Here is an 18,398-nt window from a genome sequence, read left to right as displayed (position 1 = left end):
CTTAGTTAAGAATACTCCCAAGGTAGAGGATGTTAAAGATTTACTTCTGTCGGTCGAGGAAAATAAACTCAGTGTTTAGATTTGAGAATCAACTCCTAACAAACATCTGTCATATTGCAGACCGTCCTAGGACATTTTCATATTGAAAACCTATTAAGAATGATGTGAATTTGTTTATAGGAGCATTGAACCCCATGAGTAAACTGAACGTCGTATTTTTGATTCTTTTTGGAGTCGTCCTAGGACTGGGATGCTACTCGTTCATTTACGCCAAGGGTTATTCTTATATGTCGGATGATCCCAAGGCCTGCGTAAATTGCCATATTATGAATGAAAATATGGACTCATGGATTAAGGGCACACATCACCACGTCGCAAAATGCAATGACTGCCACCTTCCGCACAACATCGTCGGCAAATACGCGGTGAAAGCTTTGAACGGCTTCAACCATTCGGCGGCCTTTACTTTGCAAAACTTCCCCGATCCCATTCGTATTCGTGAGCACAGCCTGAAAGTCGTTAAAAGCTCATGCTTAAGCTGTCATCAGCCCATGGTTCAAGCGATGAATCATGGTGGAAAAAATATCAATGAAGAGACCAATTGCCTGCATTGTCACCGCAACGTTGGACACGTGAAATAGGAGTTCATTATGACAAAATCAAAAGGGATTTTTCTAGCTGTCGGAGGAGCTGCGATTGCCACTGTCTTACTGACGGCTCTTTTAGTGAATATCTTTGAGCGCAAAACGGAAGCGAAAAATGTCTTCTATCGCGTTGTTGAAATTACAGATGACATGGATGATCCAGCGATTTGGGGAAAGAACTTTCCTCATCAATATGATTCCTACCTTCGCACGGCCGATATGCGAAGAACTAAGTACGGTGGTTCTGAGGCATTTCCTCACGTGCCTACAGAACTAGATCCGCGCGATACCGTATCCCAACAAAAGCTGGATGAAGATCCGCGATTAAAAATCATGTGGGCGGGCTATGCATTCTCAAAAGACTTCCGCGAAGAACGCGGACACGCTTACATGCTTTCGGATCAAATTTTTACGGAAAGACAGAATGTTACGAAGCAACCAGGCACGTGCTTGAACTGTCATGCTTCGACTTATGTGCTTTATAAAAAATTAGGTGATGGCGATATCACGAAGGGTTTTGAAGAGATGAATAAGATTCCTTATAAAGAGATCGTTCATTCTGTCAATCACCCCGTCTCTTGCATCGACTGTCATGACCCTTCAACAATGTCACTGCGTGTGACTCGTCCCGCCTTCATCGAAGGTATTCGGGCGTTCAAAGCTACTCAAGGTATCAAAGAATACGACGTGAATAAAATGGCCACTCGTCAGGAAATGCGCACTTTCGTGTGCGGCCAGTGTCACGTTGAGTACTATTTTAAAGGGGCAGATAAACGCCTGACTTATCCTTGGGCGGACGGCCTTAAAGCCGATCAGATTTTGGAGTACTATAAAAAAGACGGCCACAAAGATTGGGTGCATGCGGAAACTGGCGCTTCTGTTTTAAAAGCACAACATCCTGAATTTGAAATGTTCAATCAAGGCACTCATGCTCGCGCTGGTGTTGCTTGCGTAGATTGCCACATGCCTTATGAGCGCGTGGGTGCGATGAAGATCACAAACCATCATGTGCAAAGTCCTCTTTTGAATATTAATAAAGCCTGCCAGACTTGCCATAATGTTCCTGAGGGCGAGTTGAAGGCGCGTGCTGAAACTATTCAAGATCGTCATATGGAGCTTCGTAATATCGCGTTTGATGCATTGGTCGACTACATCAAGGATCTTAAAGAATTTAAAGATATTGATTTAACTAAGACTCCGAATAAGAAATTGGCTGACGCTCGAGATTTACAAAAGCAAGCTCAGTTCTTGTTTGACTTCGTGGAGGCCGAAAACTCTTCGGGCTTCCATGCTCCGCAGGAATCCGCTCGCGTCTTGGGTCTTTCAATTGAAAAAGTACGCGAGGGTCAGAAGCTTGTCGCCGAACTTAGAAGAGAATTGAAAACCGCGAAGTAATGCCTTGGTATCGTAAAGTTATAAAAAAATTAGCGTCGATGGAGCTTGCAGTTTTAATCATTGCCTCCATCGCCGTGTTGATTGCGATCGGCACTGTCGTTGAGTCGAAGTACGATGCGTGGACGGCGAAGAACTTAGTTTATGCTTCCGTCTGGATGTATATTGCTATGGGCGCTTTGGCGATAAGCCTTATCGCCGTGATTATCGACCGTTGGCCGTGGAAGCCCCGTCACGCCTCTTTTATCTTTGCTCACGTCGGAATCATCATCTTGATTTATGGCTCTTTACTGACCCAGCTTTTTGGAGTTGATGGCACCGTTCGTCTTTCAAAGACAGACGGCCCCGTAAAAGAAGTGACTGTGCAGGACACAGACCTCGTGGTCTATCGCTCCCCTGACGGTTCAGACTATGAAAAGATCTATACCGAGGAAGTGAACTTCTTAAAAAATCCTGTCACGACGGATAAGCCGGTTTTAATTAAGAGCCGCGATCTTAATTTTGAGATTCTAGAATCCATTCCCTATTCTGTTCCTAAACTTCAGGTGGAAGCCTCGTCTCAACCTCAAAGTGGTGCGGCGGTTCGATTTCAGTTGGCAAATCCCAACGTCAGTCAAGTGGACTGGCTAGTTCAAAGAAATGTTTTCGAAAAAGTAGAAGCTCAAGTGGGTCCCGTCTTAATTACGCTGGGAGGACTCTGGGATCGCAACCCCGCCATTAACGAAATTCGCTTCAATATCACTGAAAAAGGTTCTTTGAACTATGCACTTTATGGAAAAGATGAAACAAAACCTTTTAAACAAGGTACTGCTAAAGAAGGGGATCTGGTTGAAACCGGATGGATGGGATTGCAACTTCGCATCCTTCGCTATTTACCTAAAGCTGTGCAAAAATATGATGTGACTCGATTGGATCATCCTGTCCCTGGAAGCTCCCCTTCACTTCGCGTCCGCTACAACGGACAAGAAAGTTATTTGTTCTTAAATGATTACGTCAAAGTCTTCACTGAAAATCGCGTTTATTTGGTTTCCTATCAAAATCGTCGATTGCCTTTAGGTTTTGAAATCTCACTCGACGAATTTAAGAAAACCGACTATCCGGGCACCATGCGCGCGATGGCTTATCAAAGTGCCGTTAACTATGATGGTGGAAATAAGGCGCTTATTTCGATGAATGAGCCTTTGAAGTACAAGAAGTTCTATATTTATCAGGCGAGTTTTGAGGAAGGGCCGAGTGGGATTGTGAAGGCTTCTGTTCTCTCAGTGAACCATGATCCGGGCCGCGTCTGGAAGTATTTTGGCTCTGCAATAATGTGTCTAGGAATCGTCCTTCTGTTTTACTTCCGTAAGCGAAAGAATGCTCAACCATCGTAGTATTTTGATACTCCGAAACAATTTGCTCCCCGTATACTCTTAAAAAATCTCCAGAAACTCCGATAAGTTATTCGTGGAAAAGCTTATTCGGTTCGTTTTTGGTACAAGTTTCTTCTGCGCCCTATCACTAGGGCTCGCGTCGTGTATTGATACGAGCATGTTCAATAATATGTCTTTGATTCCAGCTGAGCTGACGATCATTGATGGCGGGGTTGAAAAGAAAGTTCCTGTCGGCGATTCCTCTCTTCTCACGAAAGACACAGCGATTAAAATTATCGGTGTCACCAAACCGAACTCCAAAGTTAAAATTTATACTTCGGCAGCAGATCCTACTTGTCAGCTCGAACCTCAAGACAGCGATGTTATCGGTCGTGGTGATGCTCGTGGGATTGATTTTAGCATTGATCTAAGCACACTGCCTGAAGGCCGCCATGTTATCTGTATGTACGTAGAAAATCCTGCGGGTACTACCTGGTCAAAGCTTACAGAGATCATTATTAAAAGATCCGTTCAGGCGTTCTCAGGACTTCATGTCTTGCCTGCAGCTCGATTCACGGAACGTCGCCCCCAATTTGCAGGAGTCGCCGAAAAGGACACGAATTTAGCTTTATATACCGGTGGATCTTGTAGCGGTACGCCTTTAGAATATTTAAAGGCCGATTCATTGGGTAACTTCGTTATACCGCTTTCCATTCAAAACTCGATTTTGGTAGACGGAAATCTTACTTATTCTATTCTTGCAACAGATGTCCTTGGGAACACCAGATGTTCGCCCGGTCTTTCCTATACGTTGGATACTTTGATTTCAGCTACTGCGATTCACGCTGTGGTTCCAGCAAGTCCTTCAAACAATGACTCTCCAACACTTGGTGGTACAACAGAAGAAAACTCCACTGTTGAACTCTTTAATTCCAGCAGTTGTTCTGGATTTGCTCTTGCTAGCGATACAACTGATTCGTCAGGAGTATTTGATCTTAATCTAGGGACGCCATTAACTATCGAAGACACTTATGCGCTGACCGTAAAAGTGACAGATGATCTTGGTAACTCAGAATGTTTTACGGCGAACAAGCAGGATTATATATACGATGTTACACCTCCGGCTCTCGCTATTGCTTCTCCTGCGGCGAACTCCGCATTCAAAGGCTCTTTCACCCTTGATCTAACTTGCGAAGACGCGGCTGCCATCTCGGCAAGTGGCGATATCACTTCCACCATTACGCAGTCATGCACAGGTGGAGTCGTTTCGGTGACACCATCATTAGCAGGCCCTGATGGCACAAAGAGTCTTACTATCACAGCGACAGATGCCGCTGGCAACGTCACAACCCAAACTTTAAACCTTATCAAAGATACGACACCGCCTGCCCTTCCCAGTATTACACGAGCTTCAGCAAGTCCGACGTCGGCAAACTTTGTGACGATGACAGTTTCTAGTTGCGCCGATGTAGCTCAACTCTTAGCGAAGGAAGACTCGGCAATTCCTACAGGATCAGAATCCGCTTGGGTGTCTTGCACAACTGCTGCGGGTGGAATCTCTTTTGATTTAAGTACTGCGGGGACTCAAGGGACAAGAAATATTCGCGTGTTCGTGCGTGATGCAACAGGAAACATTCAGCCTTCGTTTGCAAGTGTCCTTGTAGACTACGACACTCTTCCTCCATCGATCTCTTTAACGGCGATTCCGGGATTTTTAGGAACGAACAGTTATTATGAATTTAAGTGGACTTTAACAGAAGGAAATGTTCCCGCCGGCGCAAACTTTACCTTAGAGTACAGTCAGAATTCTGGATCCTCTTGGACAGGTCTTTCAACAACTCCGGTTGGAATTACTGGAGCTGTGAATAGCAAGATTTATAAATTCAAACAATATCTGCCGTCGACTCCAGGAACGACAATTTTTAGAGTGAGATTGACGGATGCGACGGGGCAGACAGGATATGGCAGTCAATCTTCTATTTTATTATATGATATCACTCCGCCTGAAATTACAGCTCATTCATTTTTAATTGCAGGTTCTGAGGGACCGGTTACAACTTACAATCCCTTTGTTAAAGTCAGCTTTTCAGCAACGGACAACCAAACTCCGGTAACGCAATTCTGCTTAAAGAATAGTTCGACCGCCCCTGCTTTAAGTGACACTTGCTGGATTGCGATTGACGCCCCAGGAGTGGGCGTACCCGTCGATCTTAACGTCACACTGACTGATTACGATCACTTGGTTGATTGGCGACAAGGTATTTATACAGTCCATTTGTGGATTCGTGATCAAGCCGGAAATATTTCAAATAACGTAGGCCCAGTAAATAATGGCACAGACCGAATCGCGGTGACGTATTCTCCTATTCCCGATCCCACGTTGACCGATCTGATTGTTGCTAAAAATTCTTCTGCCACTGTTCAACCAGATCCATGGGACTTAGTTACGACTCCGGGAACGCTGCTGTACTTAAAGTGGAAACAAAAAGTTTATCATGGAAGCGCTGCGGTCAGTCTTTGGTACACAATCAATGGCACCGATTTTACTTTGATTGAAGATCACGCGGAAAACGGCAGTGTTCTTTCTTGCAGCGCTGCCGGTGCTGTGGATGACTGTACATATAGCTGGAGTTCTCCAGTTCCCGTTAATACTACTTACATGATCCAAGTTCGTGTCACTGACGGAATTGGACAAACCACCACGAAGAACACCGTTTACATCAGCAATCCCAACTTCCGCCCGATCGCGGGAAATACCGATCCAGGCACCAACGGCTCTGCAAAGAAGGCCGCTTTCCGAGGACTCACTCCTGACAGCGGTTCTTTCGTTGTGACTAGAAATGGTTTGCTATTTTTTAGGGATGTTGCGCGAGGTTTATTGCTGGTTGACCCTAATACCGGCGTCCAAAAAATTGGGCTCAAGTTAACGGAGACAAGCTCAGGCGATGGTGGCGCCTTGGAATCCGCTACATCACAAGGCATCCTGAAAATAGCTTTAGACTTTGAAGACCGAGTTTTAGTGTTTGAACCTGATCGCATTCGTCGCATTGACACTCGTATCTCGCCAATGACGATCGAATCCATCATTGGAGCTTTTAATGATGGGCGTGTCGGCGAAAATACAAGTGACTATGTTGCTGATCCTCACGATGTAAAAATCAAACTTCATCCCACAACTAAGATGTTCGGTTTGGGATCGCCCTATTTAAATTTTTTAGCTCTGCCGAATGGGGATATATATTTTCAGACCGATAATTTGATGTCTACACGAGCCAATGGTTCCAGAGTAAGAGTGTATCGTGGGAGCGCCGTTGAACCCTATGTCGACACCCTTCGCCTTGGCGGAGCTGGCGACTATTCTGACGCCAGCACGGATATTGGAGCATGGCCTTTCGGATCACTAAGTTTTGTTTATGATCCTTTTTCTTACATAATATCCCAGGCGTTGGTTACATTGAATCATCCTATATACGGTTGCAACAATTTTAACTTCGCAAGAGTTGCTCCGACTACGCTTCAATCTTTAGGCGGCGGGCATCCGCCAATGACATTTTCAACTTGCTCCTATGCTTACATGATCCAAGGCATGAACGGACAAATCTACTCTTTGAATAATCGAAATCCATGGAACTTTCAGGTAGTTAAGTATGATGGTAGCGCAGGCTGGAATGTCGTCGTAGGCTCTGGCCTGCGCAGCAACTGCCCCGATGGCACCCCAGCAACGTCCTGTGCAATTATTCCCAATGACGTTTTTGTTTCACAAACAGGACAGGTCTATTTCAAGGATGACGGACAAATCCGCATCGTTGGAAGCGACAGTAGGGTTTATACTCTGTACGGATACAATTTAAGTAGCGGCGATGGGGGCCCCTCAATGGAGGCCCGCTTAAATGACGTGGCCTCCATAGATCACGGTACAAATGACAAAGTCATCTTACTCGACACTCAAGGTGGGCGATTCAGGGAAGTGAACTTTAAAGGCACCCCGGGCATATCGACCATAGCCGGAAATGGCTCTGACTCTTCTGACTCAACTACACCGTTGGGCGTAGCAGCCAACGTAAACCCTATCGGCATGGGGTGGTCTACCCCTGGCCGATTTGTTACCAACCCCGCAAATGGAGATGTTTACTGGTACTGTGGAGGATCTTATAGTATTTGTCGACTCAATCGCGCGAGCAACGTATGGCAAAATGTGTTCACATTGGGTGGAACGATTCCTTACGAAACAACTTCAGGATATTTTTATTGGGATCTAGATATTCCAACATACCCTCTTGCACCTCTTGCCTTTTACAACAACTCACTTCTGGTCGGTCTCGATTCTTGGGGGGGCACCGAACACTACAGACGAGTTTGGCGTGAATTTGATCTAACTAACGGATATTCGCGATTCACATTGGGAAATGGCAACTATGTATCATCAGGCGGATGCAACAATGGTTCGTCAAGCTCGTGTATTCCTGAGCACTATTATTTCTCTTTCGGCGCAGGCCCCGCAAGTCCAATCCATCAGACCAACATAGCTGGTAATAACTATTGGCTCTTTTTGACCAACAGTCAAAAAGACGTAATTCGCGTCGGCGCAGGCAATATCACGAAAATGTTTTCGCTCTCTGTGAAAGCTCAATCTATCTTTTATAAATCACCTTATCTTTACTTTTGCTCAGTTCCTGAAAATGATTCGCCAAAACTTTATCGAAAAAACTTCTCTTCACCATATACGGAAGTAGAACTCACTCTACCTCATGGCAGCACATGTGCTGGAAACAAAATTATTTTTAAGAATGGCGCTGGTACAGAACCAGACAGACTGGTATTCCCGATCAGACAAAACGGAATTTATGGCATATCAGAATTTTTGGATCCTGAAAATTACACTCCCTAACGCCTGTTGCTTTCATACAAAAAGTTCATTCAAATTCTTCTTTTTTTGTCAAACATCTGAACACGACCATTAAAATGAAACGTTTTATGCGCACACTGTGACCCTGCCCACTATCTCTGGCATAATAAAGATGTGGAGGCGAACATCATGATGAAGTTCTTTGTTCTACTTGTGCTACTAACGACGTTTCTAACCTATAGAGCTTACGCCGATGCAGGGATTGGCATCGTAATAGGCGACCCGACGGGAGTTTCAGGACGCGTCGGCTTAGACAACAGCCATTCTCTTGAAGGAGCGCTTGCCTTCTCTTCAAGTCATTATGAAGGATTGCATATTCACGGAACCTATTTGTGGGATCGGGCTCGGACTTTTAGCACTTCCGAAGGCCCCTTGGAAATGTATTACGGATTGGGAGTACGAATCATCACCATCCAAGACGGCAAATATGACGGTGACATCGCGATCGGGCCACGAGCCCCCTTGGGTCTTCTGTATAATTTCAACAATCCAAATTTAGAAGTATTTGGTGAGGTTTCTGCAGCCCTGGATCTAGCGCCCAAAACGGATGTCGATTTGGACGTCGGCATTGGGGTGCGGGTAAGATTCTAATGAACCTTTTCACCCGTTTCGATCATCGGCTGATATTCTTGAACTAGTTCTATCAGTAACGCTTTGACAGTCTCTACGTCTCCGGCAGTGCAAGCTTGTTTCATTTTTTCAAGCTTAGGAAATAGGATCACGGATTCTATCATGCCTTCCACTGCACGCATGATGCGAGGGTGATGTGTGCCCTCGACGTTCTCACCAATTAAAAGCTCTTCGTAAAGCTTTTCGCCAGGTCTCATTCCCACGTACTCGATGGAGATATCACCCTGGCCTGTTGCGGGATCTCGGACCTCAAGACCACTGAGTTCGATCATTTTTCGTGCGAGATCAGCGATTTTTACAGGTTCGCCCATATCAAGGACAAAGACATCCCCACCCTTCCCCATGGCTCCGGCTTGCAAAACAAGCTGGGCGGCTTCAGGGATGGTCATGAAATATCTCGTCACATCTGGATGAGTTACGGTTACGGGACCGCCGGCGCGAATTTGTTCTTTGAAAAGAGGAACAACAGAACCGGAAGAACCCAAGACGTTACCGAAGCGGACCATCGTTACTCGAGTTTTCGAGGAACCGCTTTCTGAAATTGCTTGAAGAATCAACTCGGCCAGCCTCTTTGTCGCTCCCATCACGTTTGTCGGGCGGACCGCTTTGTCTGTTGAAATTAGAACAAAATTTTCAACATGTGAACTAATAGCGGCCGAGACAGCGTTCCAAGTACCAAAGGCATTATTCAGGACACCGGCGATGATATTACTTTCAACAAGAGGGACATGCTTATAGGCAGCAGCATGATAAACAGTGTTAACCTTATACTTTTTCATCACTCTGTCTAAGTGCTCACGATTCAGCACGTCACCTAGAACAGAGTAAACTTTTAAAAATGGATGATGCCTGTGCAGCTCCTGCTCCATCTTATAAAGGGCAAACTCACTTTGTTCGAAAAGCACCAACGACAACGGAGAGTTTATAGCAATCTGTCTGCAAAGCTCAGAACCAATGGATCCTCCAGCGCCGGTGACTAAGACAACTCTTTCTTTGATACAAGCCGACAGCAGATCCGAATACGGCGGCACTGGATCTCTTCCCAGTAAGTCCTCAACACCCACTTCCCTAATATCTTCGATGCGAACGCGACCATCTACCAATTCACCCATACCTGGAAGCGTCTTTAGTTGAATATCTTTTCCCTCAAATTTCTGGATCACCTCACGTCGTCGTGAACGAGTTGCAGAGGGCATGGCAATAAGCAACTGAAAGCAGTCCCTCTCGGCCATAATTTTAAGTGCATCGGCGGGGTTGAAGACACGAATCCCGGCGACATTAGTTCCGTGCAAATCTTCATTATCATCGAAAAAAGCGACAGGAGAAAATTCCGGGCTCGACATCAAAGCCAGTGCTGTCTGAAGACCAGATCTTCCCGCCCCGTAAATCGCCACTTTCTGGCGTCGGTCCGTTCGTCTTTCGAGTGAACGCAAAACTCCGCGAGCCATAAAACGACTGGCGGCAATATAAGCGATCGCAATGATCCAATAAATTACGATAGACGAGCGCGGTAGCCCCTCCACGCGCCCCATAACGACCGCGGCCGTTAACATAAATACGGACAAGGTCACGCCGTAAAAGACCGTGGCGATGATTTTATCATCCATGTAGCGGATCACGGCACGATACAGTCCAACACGGATAAAAATAGGTACGGTTAAAAATGGAAGTAAAAAGAACAGCCAGTAGTAGGAAGAGACTACGGGATAAAACGTCCCAAATCTGAGAGCAATTGCCGAATAAAGTGCTAATGGAAGCAGCAGCACGTCACACAAGAGCATGATCAGAATTTTAGTTCTTCTGGGAAGCGCCGCTATCTTAACAAACATCGTAATTAAACCTTTGTACTAGGAATACGCCATCATGACATAGCGGAAGGGGCACTTCAACAAGAGCAGTTCCCATATTGACGCAGACTCTAAGTAGCATGTAGTCTTCTCAACCTGAGGCATCAAGATGAAGACGCAAATTTTTATTATCGGTTGTGGAGGACATTCTAAGGTCGTCACCGAAGTCCTAGTGGCAATGCAAAAATGGGACATCGTTGGTTATATCGACGAGCACCCAAAGAGCGGTGTTTTTCTGGGACAACCGGTATTTAATTCGTTAGCGGCCCTTTCCGCTAAGTTTCCATCTGTTAAATCGGCGTTCGTAGCCATTGGCGATAATGGAAAACGAAAGTTGTGGTACAAAAATCTTGAAAGCAGCAACCACAGCATTCCCTGGATTGCTCATCCAACCGCCTACGTTTCCCCGACGGCAACCGTCGGGGCTGGATCTTTAATAGGCGCCAAGTCCTCCATCGGACCCTACTCCGCAATAGGATGCGGCGTTATTATAAATACGGGAGCTATTATCGATCATGATTGTGAAGTAGGAAACTTTTCGCATATTGGCCAAGGGGCTATTACGTGCGGAGGCGTGCATGTGGGATCTGAGGTGCTAGTGGGACCTGGGTGCGTGCTAGAAAAAATGACTCAGATACCCGACTCCAAGTCCCTTCAATCCAATTTCTCTATTAAACCCATTCAGTAGATTAGGACAGAATCAACAGATCATGGAAAAACGTTTTTTCGATTTAGTATTATGCGTGATTGCTTTCACACTTTTAGGAATTCCTTTAATTCTCGTATTTATGGCCGTGAGATTAACTTCGAAGGGTCCGGCTCTACACTGGTCAAAAAGAATCGGACAGAACAACGAGATTTTTTTGATGCCTAAATTTAGATCTATGCGTGTAGATACTCCGCAAGTAGCCACTCATCTTCTTGCCGATCCCGCGCAGTATCTAACTCCTATCGGCGGCTTTATTCGCAAAACGAGTTTGGATGAGCTTCCGCAGTTACTGTCAGTTTTAAAAGGAGATATGAGTTTTGTCGGCCCTCGCCCTGCGCTCTTCAATCAGGACGATCTGCGCGAACTTCGTACACAATACGGAGTCGAAAAGCTCAAACCCGGAATTACGGGGTGGGCCCAAGTGAACGGGCGCGATGAATTACCCATCCCTGTGAAAGTTGAGTTTGATAAATATTACCTTGAGAATCACTCTCTCGCTTTAGACATTAAAATTCTTTTTCTCACTGTTTTAAAAGTTCTGAAACGGGATGGCGTTAGCCACTAGGATGGTCATGAAGAAAATTCTTTTAACTGGTGCTACAGGTTTTGTCGGAGGCCATTTTTATCACGAATACAAGTCTGTGTATGACATTCAGCCGTTAAGTTTACGTCAAACCAAGATAGAGGATATATCGTTTGCTGGCGTTGACAGCGTAGTCCACTGCGCCGCCCTCGTCCACCAAATGAGTGGTGCTCCAGAAAATGAATATTTCAAGATTAACTACGAGTTGACGAAGGCACTCGCACTGGCAGCTAAGGCTTCAGGAGTTAAACAATTTATTTTTTTAAGCACTTCCCATGTCTACGGCACATCTGGCGATCTCTACAACCACGACGAACGGCTCACGGAAAACTCGCCGTGTGATCCCAAAGATTCTTACGGCAAAAGCAAACTGGCAGCCGAAAAATTCTTATTATCCATTGAAGACGCTGAATTTAAAGTGGCCATCATCCGCCCCCCTATGGTTTATGGCAAAGGGGCCAAAGGAAATATTGTTACGCTTGCAAAACTCATTCAACACCTTCCCCTGCTTCCCTTGAAATTCTTCAAAAACAAGCGAAGCATTGTCTACGTAGGCAACCTTTGCCATGTCATTTCTTTAATTGTTAACTTAGAAGCCAGCGGAATTTATTTACCCCAGGACCCACGCCTTGTTTCAACCGCAGACTTAGTTCGAGCTATAGCCAAAGCTTTAGGAAAAAAAATTTATCTTTTTCCACTTACTCCTATTGGTTATGCAGTACTATTTAAGCTCGCGCCTAAAATTTCAACACGCCTTTTCGGAACACTCGCATTAGATAATACGCTGACGAAAAAACGTTTGGGCGAAACTACAAAATTTTCCACAGATGATGGTATTAAGATAATGTTTACTTAGTTCCCAACGAAGATAGGGCCGCAATAAACTCGTTTGCCTGTCTTTCTCTCGTGAACTGTTTGCTGGCTTCCAAGCTTGTTTGGGCCACACGGCGAACTTCCTCGGGCTGACTTGAAAGACGCTTTAAAGTTTGCAAGAAAGTCGACTCTTGGTAATCAGCCAAATGCCATCCTGCTTTTGCATCCATCAAAATCTGGGAAGCTTCTCCCTGCGGGGCGACCAAAAGGACGGGCTTCGCGTAACCCATCGCCTCAAACATTTTCGAAGGAATCACAGATCGGAAAGTATCACTATTCTTAAGGTGCACGAGCGCAATGTCGCTCAAATTCCAATAAAGGCCAATCCGCTCTTTCCCTTGAGGTGCCACAAAGACGACATTTCGAAGAGCCTGCGCCTCTGCAAATGACTTAAGCATCTGCAACTCAGCTCCGGCACCCACAAAAAGAAATACGACTTTCAGTTCTCCACTATTTTGAAGAGCTTTAGCCGCCTGCAAGACTCGAAGAAGATCGTGAGCGGAACCCATAGTGCCTATATAGGACACGACAAATTTGTCTTCCAAACCAAGTTCTTTTAAAAGAGCTTCATCCTTAGGCTGAGGACTATGCCTTCGAAGGTCGACACCATTTTTTACGACGAAAATCTTTTCGGCAGGAATTCCGCGACGAATCAGATTCGCTTTAAAATCGTCAGTTAATGCAATCACGGCTGCAGATTGCCGATACAAGAAAAGTTCGACCTTCTCTATTTGATCCAACACCCAGGAGGCCTTCATGGCACCCACCGCACGAATACTTTCGGGCCATAAATCACCTAGTTCGAAAATAAACGGTTTGCCTTTTACTTTCGCCAAAGCCCAAGCGGACACAGCGGTGAAAAATTGTGGCGACGTAGCGACGATGAAATCATGCTTTCTATTGACCAGGAAAAGCCCCGCGAAAAAAGACGTCACCATATAGGATAGAAAGTCCAAAATACGAAGAGCAAAACCTTCATTCGCGGCGATAAAGGTTTTTACACGAAAAACTTTGATACCCAAAAACTGGTCGCGCTGAAACCATCTGTTCTTGTATCCAGCATATATTTTACCTTCGGGCATGTTCGGCACTGAAGTTAGTACTGATAAATCATGCCCCGCTTCAACCCAATAGACTCCTCGTTCAGACACTCGCGTGGCTGCCGCATTTCTTTCAGGTGGAAAGTTGTCAGATAAAAAGAAAATACTGAACTTCTTCAAAACTATCCCTTAAAAACTTTCTCTTGCAGCTGGATCGCGACACGTGACACTTCGAGTATTTCCGCAAGGGGTATGGGCTGAGTGCCTTGATTGAGAGACTTTATAAACTCGACGGCTTCTGCGCGATGCCCTTTGTCTTGTTTACCCAGAATGTACTTCATTCCTTTCAAGCCCAATCCACTCAGTTTTTTAAAATTATCGAGAATAAATATTTTGCCACCACAAAATACTTCTAAACGTTCTTTTGGAAACGCCTTAGAGCCATTGGCGAAATAATGAATCGTACCGATATCCCCATTCTTAAACTTTAACTGGATTGTGAAGGTGTCAAGACAACCGCCATCGTTAGCCATGACTTCAGAAGCAGAAATTTCAGAGCCCGCCAGGTAACGCAATAAATCGATAAAATGACATCCCTCACCTACAAGGCGTCCGCCCCCAACTTCAGGATCTTGTGTCCAATGTTTGGCTGGGATAGCGCCCGCATTTACGGTCATAATCATGGCTTTCTTTGTAGCCATTCGATCTAAAGTTCTTTTTAGGTCCACAGTAAGAGGAGCAAAGCGCCGATTAAAGCCCACCATCAGTAAAGGTGCAGAAGATTTTCCACGATAGAATTCTTCTATTTTATCAATTTCGGATTCCGATAAAGCTAATGGCTTCTCAACAAAAACATTCTTTCCCGCTGCCAAAGATTTTAAAACTAAGCTGCCGTGGGAGTTATGGCGAGTAGAGATAACCACAGTTGAGATATTGGAGTCGGCCAGCACCTCATCATAGTCACTCGAAATTTTGTTGAACCCAAACTTTCGGGCTACATGCGCGCCTAAACTTCCGCTACGAGACGCCAACGTTGTAAAACGAAAACCGGCCTCTTTCAGGGCTGGCAATAACACGGCCGTAGCAAACTGGCCAGCTCCAAGGATCGCCAAGCCAGGTTCGCTGGTTTTCGCCGTTTGTCCTGACACTACAGGCACCGATGTCAGTGCGAAAGTACTATCGGCAGCATATCGGATCAAAATACCAAGCACTGTTTTGTCTTCGCCGATCTGTGAGTACACAGAGGGAGCATCATCCAGAACAATACTTTTGCTGATAAGTTCGTTTACATTTAAACGCTTTTGCGACAACAAACCAAGAAGGGCTTCGAAGTTTCTTTGTTCAGTCCAGCGAACAAAACCAATTGGAAAATCCAAGCCTTTTTGTTCGTAGTTTACGTCGTAACGGCCCGGCCCGTACGAACAGGACACTTGGAAGGAAATTTCCTTCTCGTAGAAGTCAGAACGTTTGATATCCAATCCCACAACCCCAACAAGGACAACTCTCCCTCGCTGGCGGCACATTTGCGCTGACTGGGAAATAACATCATCGCTTTTCGTCGAAGCCGTAATAACAACGGCATCAGCTCCGATGTTGTTCGTAATTTCAAGCACTGTCGAAACAGGATCTACCGCTTCTGTCACTAGATAAGCCTTAGCTCCCATTTCATTGGCTCTACGAACCTTGTCAGGATCAAAATCAAAGCCAATAACTTCGCAACCGTTTGCTTTCAAAAGCTGAACAGTTAAAAGCCCAATCAAACCTAAGCCAACCACGACCACCGTTTCACCAAGGGTGGGATTGATGAGACGTATTCCCTGCAGACCAATGGATCCCAAAACCGTAAAAGCGGCTTCGTCATCACTGACGTTATCGGGAATTTTTGCAACAAGATTGCGAGAAACTGTAACCGCCTCAGCATGCGGACCGTTTGAGACAACTCGATCACCCACTTTTAAATCGTGGATGCCAGCGCCAACAGCTTTAACAACACCGACATTGCAATATCCCAAAGGCAATGGTTGATCCAACTTCGACATAACGGCCTGTACCGTTGGCATCAGACCATCTGTTTTTATCTTCGTTAATACCTGTTGCACCTTCTCAGGTTGCTGACGAGCCTTGTCAATCCAGCTTGCTTTTCCAAACTCAACCAGCATTCTTTCGGTGCCTAGAGAGATCAGAGAGCGAGTTGTCTGGATAAGAACTTGCCCTGCTCCGACTCCTGGAAGCGGCAATTGTTCAATAGTGACGGAGCCTGTTTTTAAGTTTTGGAAAATCTGCTTCATGCGTATATAACTTTCACTAGTAAAAACTATTCATCTCAGAGATTTAAATGAGCTTCAAACAGTATTTCAAGAGAGCTATTTCCCTTCCGCCACATGTCGTATTCCTCAAGGTAACACAGCTGCTTACTTTTCGAGCAAAGGCACTCTTTTTACAGTTTAAGGATAAGATTTTACCGACTTATTCCCAATCTTTTACAAATGAGAAGCCTCTCAGGCTCTTCCCCACGGCCCCGGCGGCTTCTGATATATTAAAGTTTTTTCCCGAATTGGCACATTTGCTTTCAAAAACGATGAATCATGAATTTGAACTCTTAGGTTCGGGATGGACTCAAGTTCATCATGGAATGAAAGCCAAGGGGCTAGCAAATCATAGTTACTCGCATAATCCTTCATTTCATCCGGAACCAAAAAAAACGGATTGGATTAAAAAAGCAATTAATTCCTCAAATCAAAAACATGCTTCTAACGTTTGGAGTTTGATCTCTCAAGAATATGCGCCGATAGACTGGCATCTTGATTTCAAGTCGGGATATCGATGGAAAGAAAATGTTTGGTGGTTCCGAATCCCTTATGGTCATAAGCCGGGCGTGGATATCAAAGTGCCCTGGGAAATTTCGAGAGCACAACATTTGCCTTGGCTCTCCTTCGGCTACGCCACTGAACAAAAATCTGCTTACGCCTTAGAGTTTCAAAATCAAATTCTCGATTTTATTGCCTCAAATCCCCCGAAGTATGGAGTTAACTGGCGATGCGCTATGGACGTCGCTATTCGCGCAGCAAACTGGGCGCTATCTTATGACTTTTTCAAGAGCTATGGCTGGAAGTTTGATGTGAGCTTCAACCGCATTTTTCTTAACTCCCTGTACGATCACGGCAGCTACGTCTACAACAATTTAGAAATCGGAAAAGACGGATTTAGAGGAAACCACTATTTAGCGGATGTCTGCGGCCTTGCTTTTATCTCGTCTTTGCTTCCAGAGACACAAGAGACAAATCTTTGGTTTCAATTTGCCCATAAAGCCTTAGAAACGGAAATGGATTACCAATTCTTCGATGACGGTGCCAATTTTGAAGGATCTACGGCCTATCATCGCCTGTCCTCAGAAATGATGCTATATACGACCTTGCTATTTTTGCATCAAAAGAACCGTCTCCGTAAATTCAACCTCCCCGTTCAATTTTCAGACAAATACATGAGGAAACTTTTCTCAATGAGCAAGTTTACCAAAACTGTGACCCGCCCTGACGGCAAAATTTCGCAAGTTGGAGACTGTGACAGCGGCCGATTTTTCAAACTACAGCCCCTCTTTGAGCCTCATCAAGGATTGATAGAGACTCACTTGGATTTCAGCTGCCTTACGGAAGCAATAGATTCGTTCTTTAAAACACCAACGATGTCGAAATATCTCGAAGGTTCTTGGATATCGTCATTGCAGACTGAAGCGAGCGTTCATGACGTCAAAGATAACGACAAAACACTAGCTAACTTTGGCAACTCAGCATTGTTACCTTTGGACATCACGAACTTAGTTGCACAAATTAAAAATGGAATGGAAATTTCATTCGCCAACCTCGCTTACCCTGTTCAAACGACCGTGCTCAAAGTCCGTGAGAATATTCTTTCGACAAGTTTATTTCTATACGAAGATTTCGGCTTGCTTGGATGGAAATCAGACAGTTTTTATTTGGGTTTTAGATGCGGGCCCGTTGGCCAGAAAAACCGTGGAGGTCACGATCACAATGATCAGTTGTCACTCGAAGTGTATGCTGACGGCAACCCCATTATCGAAGATCCGGGAACAGCGATTTACACCCCACTCCCCCATGTTAGAAACAGCTATCGTAGCGTGAAGTCGCATTTTGCCCCTCTGGTGACAGACACAAAAGGAAAGATTGTAGAACCAGCGCCCTTGGATCAGGGACTCTTTTCTTTAGCGGGCAACCAAAGAAGCTACATTTTAATTGCAAATGACACCACACTCGCTGGATTTAATCCGCGATTAAAGACGGTGCGTTTTGTATTTAAAAAATCAAACGCCGTTGAAATTTACGATATCTGTCTTGAAAAATCCTGGAAGTTCTCTTCGGAAAGAACAGTGGTTCCCTACTCCAAAGGTTACGGGTGGTTTTAAAT

12 protein-coding genes are annotated in these 18,398 nt (G+C 45.1%); 9 read left to right on the top strand and 3 right to left on the bottom strand.

Annotated features, from left to right (window positions below):
* The first annotated feature begins 194 nt into the window (after nt 1-194).
* From nrfH to ACLWBD_RS07530, 5 genes are all read left to right on the top strand, one after another.
* Entirely contained in the window at nt 195-641 is a 447-nt protein-coding gene (gene nrfH / locus ACLWBD_RS07550) for a cytochrome c nitrite reductase small subunit (RefSeq protein ID WP_253696981.1), read from the top strand.
* Nucleotides 642-650: 9 nt separating this feature from the next.
* A complete protein-coding gene (locus tag ACLWBD_RS07545) occupies nt 651-2,039 on the top strand; it encodes an ammonia-forming cytochrome c nitrite reductase subunit c552 (protein WP_063209678.1) in 1,389 nt (462 codons plus the stop codon).
* A 38-nt stretch (nt 2,040-2,077) separates the two neighbouring features.
* The gene (locus tag ACLWBD_RS07540) at nt 2,078-3,409 is read left to right on the top strand and encodes a cytochrome c biogenesis protein ResB (RefSeq protein ID WP_413570401.1); all 1,332 of its coding nucleotides are present in this window, start codon (nt 2,078-2,080) and stop codon (nt 3,407-3,409) included.
* 73 nt (nt 3,410-3,482) lie between these two features.
* Entirely contained in the window at nt 3,483-8,276 is a 4,794-nt protein-coding gene (locus ACLWBD_RS07535) for a hypothetical protein (protein ID WP_413570400.1), read from the top strand.
* Between the two features lie 147 nt (nt 8,277-8,423).
* Nucleotides 8,424-8,885: a hypothetical protein gene (locus tag ACLWBD_RS07530; RefSeq protein WP_413570398.1), complete on the top strand. Its 462-nt coding sequence runs from the start codon at nt 8,424-8,426 to the stop codon at nt 8,883-8,885.
* Here the strand turns inward: ACLWBD_RS07530 and ACLWBD_RS07525 are convergent.
* Nucleotides 8,882-10,753, bottom strand: a complete 1,872-nt coding sequence (locus tag ACLWBD_RS07525) for a polysaccharide biosynthesis protein (RefSeq protein ID WP_413570396.1) — start codon at nt 10,751-10,753, stop codon at nt 8,882-8,884. The genes ACLWBD_RS07530 and ACLWBD_RS07525 overlap by 4 nt on opposite strands.
* A gap of 127 nt (nt 10,754-10,880) precedes the next feature.
* On the opposite strand from ACLWBD_RS07525, the gene ACLWBD_RS07520 reads away from it, so the two are divergent.
* From ACLWBD_RS07520 to ACLWBD_RS07510, 3 genes are read left to right on the top strand one after another with little or no spacing between them, the layout of a single operon-like run.
* Complete coding sequence (locus tag ACLWBD_RS07520) at nt 10,881-11,459, top strand: hypothetical protein (protein ID WP_413570395.1); 579 nt, start codon at nt 10,881-10,883, stop codon at nt 11,457-11,459.
* A gap of 22 nt (nt 11,460-11,481) precedes the next feature.
* Nucleotides 11,482-12,045: a sugar transferase gene (locus ACLWBD_RS07515; RefSeq protein WP_413570393.1), complete on the top strand. Its 564-nt coding sequence runs from the start codon at nt 11,482-11,484 to the stop codon at nt 12,043-12,045.
* Between the two features lie 7 nt (nt 12,046-12,052).
* Nucleotides 12,053-12,919, top strand: a complete 867-nt coding sequence (locus ACLWBD_RS07510; protein ID WP_413570392.1) for an NAD-dependent epimerase/dehydratase family protein — start codon at nt 12,053-12,055, stop codon at nt 12,917-12,919.
* Here ACLWBD_RS07510 and ACLWBD_RS07505 read toward each other — a convergent pair.
* Together ACLWBD_RS07505 and ACLWBD_RS07500 are read right to left on the bottom strand one after the other, a co-directional pair.
* Nucleotides 12,912-14,156, bottom strand: a complete 1,245-nt coding sequence (locus ACLWBD_RS07505; RefSeq protein ID WP_413570390.1) for a glycosyltransferase family 4 protein — start codon at nt 14,154-14,156, stop codon at nt 12,912-12,914. The genes ACLWBD_RS07510 and ACLWBD_RS07505 overlap by 8 nt on opposite strands.
* Nucleotides 14,157-14,158: 2 nt before the next feature.
* The gene (locus tag ACLWBD_RS07500) at nt 14,159-16,264 is read right to left on the bottom strand and encodes a bi-domain-containing oxidoreductase (RefSeq protein ID WP_413570388.1); all 2,106 of its coding nucleotides are present in this window, start codon (nt 16,262-16,264) and stop codon (nt 14,159-14,161) included.
* Between the two features lie 47 nt (nt 16,265-16,311).
* On the opposite strand from ACLWBD_RS07500, the gene ACLWBD_RS07495 reads away from it, so the two are divergent.
* Nucleotides 16,312-18,396 carry a heparinase II/III family protein gene (locus ACLWBD_RS07495; protein ID WP_413570386.1) on the top strand — a complete coding sequence of 695 codons (2,085 nt, stop codon included), beginning with the start codon at nt 16,312-16,314 and terminating at the stop codon, nt 18,394-18,396.
* Nucleotides 18,397-18,398 lie beyond the last annotated feature (2 nt).

This window comes from Bdellovibrio sp. HCB117 (assembly GCF_047305915.1).
GTDB classification, from domain to species: Bacteria; Bdellovibrionota; Bdellovibrionia; order Bdellovibrionales; family Bdellovibrionaceae; genus Bdellovibrio; species Bdellovibrio bacteriovorus_B.
This window is presented reverse-complemented; position numbering and strand designations above follow the sequence as displayed.

What these genes read in the sequence shown, in the direction of transcription:
- nrfH (WP_253696981.1), top strand. Translation starts at nt 195, where the DNA reads ATGAGTAAACTGAACGTCGTATTTTTGATTCTTTTTGGAGTCGTCCTA.
- ACLWBD_RS07545 (WP_063209678.1), top strand. Translation starts at nt 651, where the DNA reads ATGACAAAATCAAAAGGGATTTTTCTAGCTGTCGGAGGAGCTGCGATT.
- ACLWBD_RS07540 (WP_413570401.1), top strand. Translation starts at nt 2,078, where the DNA reads ATGGAGCTTGCAGTTTTAATCATTGCCTCCATCGCCGTGTTGATTGCG.
- ACLWBD_RS07530 (WP_413570398.1), top strand. Translation starts at nt 8,424, where the DNA reads ATGATGAAGTTCTTTGTTCTACTTGTGCTACTAACGACGTTTCTAACC.
- ACLWBD_RS07525 (WP_413570396.1), bottom strand. Translation starts at nt 10,753, where the DNA reads ATGTTTGTTAAGATAGCGGCGCTTCCCAGAAGAACTAAAATTCTGATC.
- ACLWBD_RS07520 (WP_413570395.1), top strand. Translation starts at nt 10,881, where the DNA reads ATGAAGACGCAAATTTTTATTATCGGTTGTGGAGGACATTCTAAGGTC.
- ACLWBD_RS07515 (WP_413570393.1), top strand. Translation starts at nt 11,482, where the DNA reads ATGGAAAAACGTTTTTTCGATTTAGTATTATGCGTGATTGCTTTCACA.
- ACLWBD_RS07510 (WP_413570392.1), top strand. Translation starts at nt 12,053, where the DNA reads ATGAAGAAAATTCTTTTAACTGGTGCTACAGGTTTTGTCGGAGGCCAT.
- ACLWBD_RS07500 (WP_413570388.1), bottom strand. Translation starts at nt 16,264, where the DNA reads ATGAAGCAGATTTTCCAAAACTTAAAAACAGGCTCCGTCACTATTGAA.
- ACLWBD_RS07495 (WP_413570386.1), top strand. Translation starts at nt 16,312, where the DNA reads ATGAGCTTCAAACAGTATTTCAAGAGAGCTATTTCCCTTCCGCCACAT.